Origin of the sequence: Bacillus sp. OK048, from assembly GCF_900103525.1 — a bacterium.
Taxonomy (GTDB): Bacteria; Bacillota; Bacilli; order Bacillales; family Cytobacillaceae; genus Neobacillus.
The window spans coordinates 1-7,359 of record NZ_FNHN01000032.1; the positions used below are offsets into that span (position 1 = coordinate 1).

The 7,359-nt window shown below is 32.8% G+C and carries 9 protein-coding genes; 1 reads left to right on the top strand and 8 read right to left on the bottom strand.

Annotated features, from left to right (window positions below):
- Positions 1 to 122 precede the first annotated feature (122 nt).
- The 4 genes from BLR86_RS25360 to BLR86_RS25375 all read right to left on the bottom strand — a co-directional run bounded on the left by BLR86_RS25360 (position 123) and on the right by BLR86_RS25375 (position 3,880).
- On the bottom strand, positions 123 to 719 hold the full coding sequence (locus tag BLR86_RS25360; RefSeq protein ID WP_090768552.1) for a VanZ family protein: 597 nt from the start codon (positions 717 to 719) through the stop codon (positions 123 to 125).
- A 615-nt stretch (positions 720 to 1,334) separates the two neighbouring features.
- Positions 1,335 to 1,718 (bottom strand): VOC family protein, encoded by a 384-nt coding sequence (locus tag BLR86_RS25365; RefSeq protein ID WP_090768555.1) that lies wholly within the window; start codon positions 1,716 to 1,718, stop codon positions 1,335 to 1,337.
- A gap of 611 nt (positions 1,719 to 2,329) precedes the next feature.
- Entirely contained in the window at positions 2,330 to 3,139 is an 810-nt protein-coding gene (locus tag BLR86_RS25370) for an N-acyl homoserine lactonase family protein (protein ID WP_090768558.1), read from the bottom strand.
- Positions 3,140 to 3,310: 171 nt separating this feature from the next.
- On the bottom strand, positions 3,311 to 3,880 hold the full coding sequence (locus tag BLR86_RS25375) for a histidine phosphatase family protein (RefSeq protein ID WP_090768562.1): 570 nt from the start codon (positions 3,878 to 3,880) through the stop codon (positions 3,311 to 3,313).
- A 329-nt stretch (positions 3,881 to 4,209) separates the two neighbouring features.
- Between BLR86_RS25375 and BLR86_RS25380 the strand changes: the two genes are divergently transcribed.
- A complete protein-coding gene (locus tag BLR86_RS25380; protein WP_090768565.1) occupies positions 4,210 to 4,437 on the top strand; it encodes a hypothetical protein in 228 nt (75 codons plus the stop codon).
- 162 nt (positions 4,438 to 4,599) lie between these two features.
- Here BLR86_RS25380 and BLR86_RS25385 read toward each other — a convergent pair whose 3' ends face one another.
- The 4 genes from BLR86_RS25385 to BLR86_RS25405 form a co-directional block, all read right to left on the bottom strand.
- On the bottom strand, positions 4,600 to 4,827 hold the full coding sequence (locus tag BLR86_RS25385) for a hypothetical protein (RefSeq protein ID WP_090768568.1): 228 nt from the start codon (positions 4,825 to 4,827) through the stop codon (positions 4,600 to 4,602).
- Between the two features lie 134 nt (positions 4,828 to 4,961).
- Complete coding sequence (locus BLR86_RS25390; RefSeq protein WP_254782457.1) at positions 4,962 to 5,567, bottom strand: hypothetical protein; 606 nt, start codon at positions 5,565 to 5,567, stop codon at positions 4,962 to 4,964.
- Positions 5,568 to 6,311: 744 nt separating this feature from the next.
- Complete coding sequence (locus BLR86_RS25400; RefSeq protein WP_058000562.1) at positions 6,312 to 6,512, bottom strand: hypothetical protein; 201 nt, start codon at positions 6,510 to 6,512, stop codon at positions 6,312 to 6,314.
- Positions 6,513 to 6,789: 277 nt separating this feature from the next.
- On the bottom strand, positions 6,790 to 7,359 hold a 570-nt coding region (locus BLR86_RS25405; RefSeq protein ID WP_254782458.1), incomplete at its 5' end, for an NUDIX hydrolase.

Consider the following 7,359-nt stretch of genomic DNA (forward strand, 5'->3'; position numbering starts at 1 on the left):
GTGAATATGAAACGAATTATCACGTTAATGGGTAAGTAATAGCCCATTATTTTACCTTTAAAAATCCAAAACACGAAAAAAGATTAGGGAATGTTGAAAAACATCCCTAATCTTTTTAATTTTTATTGCAGTAAATTTAGATTGCCTATATTTTCAGCAGTCTCTCGTTTTATTCCCTTTTCTTTTACGATAATGAGGCCCATGATGATACCATATCCAATGATGGCCCCTAGTAGATTATTAAATAAATCGTCAACTTCAAAAATACCGTATCCTGTTATTAACTGGACACTTTCAATGGAAAGTGTAAATAACGCTGCCATCCCAATAGTCCATACAGCTTTTTGAAAACGCGAATGCAATATTGGGAGAAAAATCCCTAACGGTACAAACATGAATATATTTAAATACACGAACTGCCAATGCCTTACACTAAAACTATACCAAGCTTCTCGATACGAAGTAAATAAAGATAAATCCATCCCGTCCTGATAGTTTTGACCTCTATTCAAAAAGGTTACGCCAATAACCATGATGACATAACTAATAAACAAACCCACAAGAAATAGCTGCTTCTTTGGAAGGCTTTTCTTCCCTCCAAAAAGTTTTTTATAAACAATGAAATACATTAGAAAAAAGATTATCCCTAAAACAATTACGACAATTAATGCCAGAAAAAAGTACTCTTTGACTATACTAATGATTTCTTCTAACCTCATTCTCTATCTCCCTCATACAAAACCAAGATATGTTAATCTCTTACATTATCTTTTATTTCTTTACTATACCACTTCTAACATTTTCCAACATATAATATTCAATTTGGCTACCTAATGTTGCTCCATTAAAATGCTTCTTATATATAGTATCAACAACAAAACATAGATATGATGCACTCTTTATCATTGTTTATATGTATCCATAGAATAGGCGTTTAAGGACTTGACTTGGAGCCTCTGTGGGTATGATTTGTCTTAAAAGGCTGAAGCTAAAGTTTCATCAGGCAAACGAACCTATCATACCTGATTACAGTCTCAAGAATGTACCACCTCTGCCTTGTTTTTACCAGCAGTTGCCCCCAATTTTACCATCTGCTGCCAAAGGGTTACCAATAAAAAAACATCAAGAATTTTGAATTAAAAAAGCCTATTCCTCCTTATTTTTTCCGGGAACTAGGCTGATGGTCTTCCACAATACGCCCGATTGTGGAATATCATTTCTATTGCATAGTATCGTTGTACTGCGCAGCAAACTTTTATTTGTTAGTTCTCTTTTTGAACATAAGCACCCGTTACTTTAAGAATAATATTTCACAATCGCGACAATGTAGTTGCCTACTCTTCGTATGGACAACCAATCTCCCAATGGAAACCGAATGGGTCAGCCAAGCGTCCCACCCGCCAACCGTGTGCATCTTGCACAGGATAAACTTCTGATGCACCAGCAGTTAGAGCCTGCTGGAACACCAAATCTGGGCTTTGCACTGTCAAGATCATCCGAACTGAGTTGCAGTTTTCCGCTCCGATATCGTCGCTTACCCAGAATTCTGCCCCGCCTACTACAATCCTTGACACTATAGCACCACTTGGATCTTCCATATGATAGACTTCCTTTGCCTGAAAAGCACTTTTGTAAAATTCAACTGCTCTTTTCCCATTACGTACCGACAACCAAGGAGTTATCGTACTTACGAACGTAGAACCATCTGTTTCCGTCACACTAATCGACCTCCTTTTCTCACTTTCAAAAGCTAAATAATTGATTTACATCAAACATTATAATCTACAAACAAATCAGATAGTCATAACTTCTACCTTCTTTGCAATCTTGGTCGTAATTAGATGGGTATCTATCTTTTATCATAGGACTTTGTTGCACTAACCTGCCCCATATATACAGTATGATTTTTGACCGTATTCATCGTAAATAATGAAACAAAAACAGTCACTTTTCTAACTTTGCTTACTTAATATATTCAGTAAGTAAATATAGTTTTCAACGTAAACAACGATAGGACTTTACTTGGAGAGGTGGGTATGATAGGCTCGTTTGCCTGATGAAACAACTGCTTCAGCCTTTCAAGACAAATCGTACCCACAGAGGCTCCAAGTCAAGTCCTTAAACGCTTATCTATGATTACATATAAACAAAGATAGAGGGTGCATCACATCAATGTTTTTTTGCTGATACTGTATATATGGGCCACTTTAGTTCAATAAGAAAAAAGACTTTACTCCTTCTTGAAGTAAAGCTACCCGTTTGTTTAAGTATAATTCTTCACAAACTAACTGTGTATGACATCCCTTTTTTTTTTACTAACCTACTACATTTACGATTCTCCAATTGTAAAAGGAGTTATCTCGGAATCGTGATTTGCTATTACCTGTATGCAATCCTTCCTTTGTGAAAAGTTTTGTATCCATTCTAATGATTTCTTAGCGTGAATTTTATTAGATGTGACACCAGGTAATATCATTTGTTCCCAAGATTTCTTTGCATATCCTACGTCACTCGCTAATAACAACCAGCCTTCATTCATTTTAACGAGTAAAGAAAACATCCCTTCGCTATGCCCAGGAGTATGAACTAGAAATAGAGTACCATCTCCAAAAAAATCAAGCCCCTTATTAAAAGGACCATATGGTATATCTTCTAAAATAAATGTGTCAATTGGGATACCGTCCCACATTGACTTAATGTAACCAACTTTTTTGTTTGCCGATTTCAACTCTAGTTCGCTTGTAAATATTTTTTTCGCATCTTGTACGTGACTTAACCCGCTAACGTGGTCCGAATGGAGGTGTGTTAAAAAAACAAAGTCTATTTCACTACTTTTTACTCCAAATTCATTTAATTTATCAACTATTGATTCGCCCACAGGGAGTTCTCCTCTAAACATAGAATACGCTAAACGCCCCAAATGTTTTTTTTGATTAATCCTAATTTCTTCATTCCAACCTGTATCAACCAAGATAAGTCCTTTAGGATGCTCAATGAGGTAAGTGGAAACGGGAACCCACATCTTTTTATTTTCTCCCCGTAGCCAACCAGAATATGGGATAGGGTGTAATCCTTTCTCTCGAAAAGCTAATGCCTGGTCAATATAAACCCTACCAGTATGCCATATATGGACTTTCATTCTAATTCCCCCTTTGAAAATAAAACAATTATCTTTACCAGAATTTACAAAACATATTTTAATACGTAAGGAAAATTTTAGTAAGTAAAAGCAAAATTAAAGATATTCCAATAACTCCTCCATTCACAAATACAAGCCAAGCATAAGGTCTTTTTAAGGTAACCTGCCCCGTTACTTCAATAAGGAAAATGTCATACAATTCCAATGCTTTGCATCCCTTTTTCTTGAACCTTTCCATCCCTTTTTCTGTAACTCTTTAGCAATTAACATATTAAAAAAACCGTGTCCAACTAAAACCACCGATTTGTACTCATTAGCATAATCAATTAGCTGTTGTGATGCCTTATTTGCCCTGAATTTTGCTTGTTTCAAAGACTCGCAATTGGTTGAATATCCACTGAACCATAGTATTCTTAATACAATCGCCCAGATACTTGGATTTAATTTTACATTAAATAATTGGGATGAATTAGAAGGTAACTCAGTTTCTCGGAATAAAGGGTCAGAAATGATATTCGTTACTGGATTTAATAATCTTGCTGACTCAACAGCCCTTTTTAAATCACTGGTAAAAACAATATTAGCAGTTGCAACTTTTTCAAGGGTTGCCAAAGGATACGTTGACTCATCAATCACTCCATTGTAATCATACTTTTCAACCCACTTCTTAAATTCCCAACCACTTATTTTATCATTTTCAGTTAGTTGTGATTTTCCGTGTCTAATCAATGATATTTCCATAATACTTCTCCTCGAATTTGCACGTTACTTACTACCATTAACTGTTATTCTATAATAGAATTAAGAAATCCTTCTTACACTAACCTGCCCCGTTAGCACAATAAGAAAAGCCGCCAAAATAGCAGCCTAGTCTTGAACTCTTGCACCCCGTTAGTGCAATAAGCTACCTTTTTCAATTGCATATACTTCTCGTACTGTTAATTGTGACTATCTTATAAAGATTCCGCGAATAACTTTTTTAAGCGTTAATATAATGGTAGTATGTCGCACCACTTGTCCATTTTATCACTCCTCCTTATTACCTTAAATAATTCGAGGGAGATGGAACTATGAAATTGTTGACCATTGAGAATGCAATTTGGAAGTTGCAAGACTTATTAAAAGAAAATGGTGTAAAAAAATCCACAGATGAATTACGTAAAATTCTGTTGGATTTTTATGATTCTCGGAACGGTAAGCCTGGACAAGGCAGAGCTCGGAAATTTTCGGAAACAGAATTGAAATATATATTACACGATCTTATTACGCAATTCTATCTTCAAGAAATCAACAAATAATTCATAGTGTATGTGCGACTGCTATCCAAATGGATAGCTTTTTTTATTGTTAGCGAACAGTATTGGTGAACAAATGCTTATTTCTGCCTGTCAAAAATCTAATTATAAAACCGTAGAAATGTTGAGGAGTGCATAATAAAAGACCCCATACAAGGAGTCTTTTCAAGGGGAATTTATTTTTTTCCTTACGATATCTGAAATTACAAATGAAATTGCAGGTACCAAAGGCAGTAGAACAATCCAATTGTTAAAACTAAAGTAAAGCAATGCCGTCATAAAAGCAATAACACCAAAAAATATAGACAATCGAGATTTTCTCTTTAATCCAAAAATAAGCAAAATGAGTGCTATAACAACTAATAATACTAAAGAGAAATTTAACAAATTCATATCCCCCACCTCCAACTTTTATTTCTTTTATTATACTCGAATTATCATAAAATAACTTTTTATAAAAGCCACAAAGTTTACGAAAACAGCCTTATATTAAGATAGCTGACTAATTGGTTTATTTAAATGGAATATTAAAAATGAAATGGACTTATTTGTTTAGCAAATAACGCTACAACAAACGAAAAAACAACTATTATTGCCATTTGCTTTGGTCCTTTGTAAAAGACTACGCATAAAACAACATACATAATTAATTCCTCAATATAATTTAAATACATATAAAATAAACCAATTCCTAAAGAAAGACTTAACATTAATCCCATAGGTAACGCTGGTAAGATAAAAGATAGACGTACATTGTTTTTAGCCTTCCACACAATAATCGCTAACAAAGGAGAGGCTAGTGCTATACTGCCCCATAATATAAAATATCTAGTTGGAAAAACGCCAAATAAATAAGCTGAATATATATAATAGCTTATTAACATTCCTATAAAAAATATGAATGTATTAATCGCAGCTCTAATTAGTGTTTTACTATATGCAGCTATAAATGATGCGATTAAAACCCAAATACCTAACCTTGTAAATAAATCTCCAAAATAACTTAGAACCTTCATCCACCAAATTTCATCAATAACTGGGATAGTATCTAAATATTTGGCTATTATGCCCAAGGTTACACCCAAAACTAAACATAAAATATAGCTTGATATTTTGTTTTTTATTTTAATCATTCTTTCACCTCAACATTCCTACTACCGTCATACCAATAACTTAAATCACCAAAATCATTATTAGAAACTTTTAATTTATTTTAACATAATTTTAACAATTTCCTTCAAAAAAAGTTCGCTTTAGAAAATTAATAAAAGAAAATGCAACTAACTATTTAACCAATTCATATGCTAAAAGCGTGATCATTTAACCACGCTTTTGTTTTAATTTAATGCTAATTGAAATGTTATTCGGTTCAATAATTAGTGTGTTAATACTATGTTTTGCACCTCAAAACCGAACCCGTTACAAAATTATGGTAACTCGTTTTTTATTTAGTCTTTTTTTCACTAAAGCCCCCCGTTAGTGACATAACGCTGCTACGCAAAAACTCGTAGTTTTAATTAACATCACTTGATTTCAATTTTATCAATCGGTTTATTTTGTAAATAATTACAGATAAATAAGCAACTATTAGTGTGATTAAATAAACAGTTGGCATATCGTTTTTTAAATCAAGATAAATAAAAGTTATTAATAATAACGAGTATACAAAAATCTCAATCCACAATTTTTTCTGCATATAAATTCTCCAATTCCAAATAATATTATTAAACAAACTTGCTTCGTTAGTGGAACTAGAAAAAAAGCTGCCGAAGCAGCTGGTGATCTAAACTATCGCACCCGTTAGTTGCGAAGAGAAAGTTACTTAAAAAAACCAGTTCGTTCTTCCTCTAGATTTTTCACCGCTACATTAAAAATCATTATTTTTTTGATTTAAATAATTTACTTTCGGGTATCCATTTTGCACCTAATAAAGAGTTAATTATGGTAGCAAGAATCACGCCAACGATAAATCCATAAAAAGGATGATTTTTTAATATAAACATTGGTACAACAAATATACATATAACAGTTATTACAAAATTTACTATATAACCTAATCTTGGGTGTCTTTTAAACATTAAAATAACCTCTTTTCGTAATTCCTATGTTTATTCTAACATAACTTTCTGATTACTTTTTATAAAAACGACCATAACTCCTGAGTTATGACACCGTAGTCTTTAATGAAATAAAAAAAGCCGACATTTTCAATCGACTTTTATCTATTCCTTATTCAATTAAAGCACCCTTTAGTTTAAGTACAATTATTCACATTCTATATAGAATAGGTAGCGTAGTCATTTAGAATTTTAAATTATTTTTCTTTTCTAAGCCCCAAATAGTCAAATATTAAACTTACACCATTTTACCAAATATCCTTAAAAACACTTTGAATACCGAGACCTTAAAAGGTGAAACAGTGATTGAGTCTTTTATTACTATGTTTTTATGTCTTAGAAAATTATTAATTTGTTTTCTCCTATTAGGAATCATAAGAATAGGTAATCTTTTGGGATTAAACCACTCCACTTTTTCTGTTTCAGGACCATCCTCAATTGGCGAACCACCTTTTATTTCCCCTAGGAATATGTATTGCGTATCATCATATTGTGGTTGATAATATTCTCCGATTTTTCTTTTAATTGAAATGATATATCCTGTCTCCTCCTTAGTTTCTCTTACAGCACAAAATTCTAATTGTTCATCCTTTTCCAGTTTCCCTCCTGGCAAATCCCAAAGAGGATAATCCTTTCGCTTAGCTAATAATATATTACCTTCTTTATTGAGAATAATAGTAAAACAGCCTAATGATTTTGCCAAATTTATTTTTCCTCCCTCTATAAATGTTGATTTATCAACGGTTTGACCCGTTGGTGGGGTGTCAAAAAAATATTTTTCGACACGCTTCCTAACAATACTTTCATA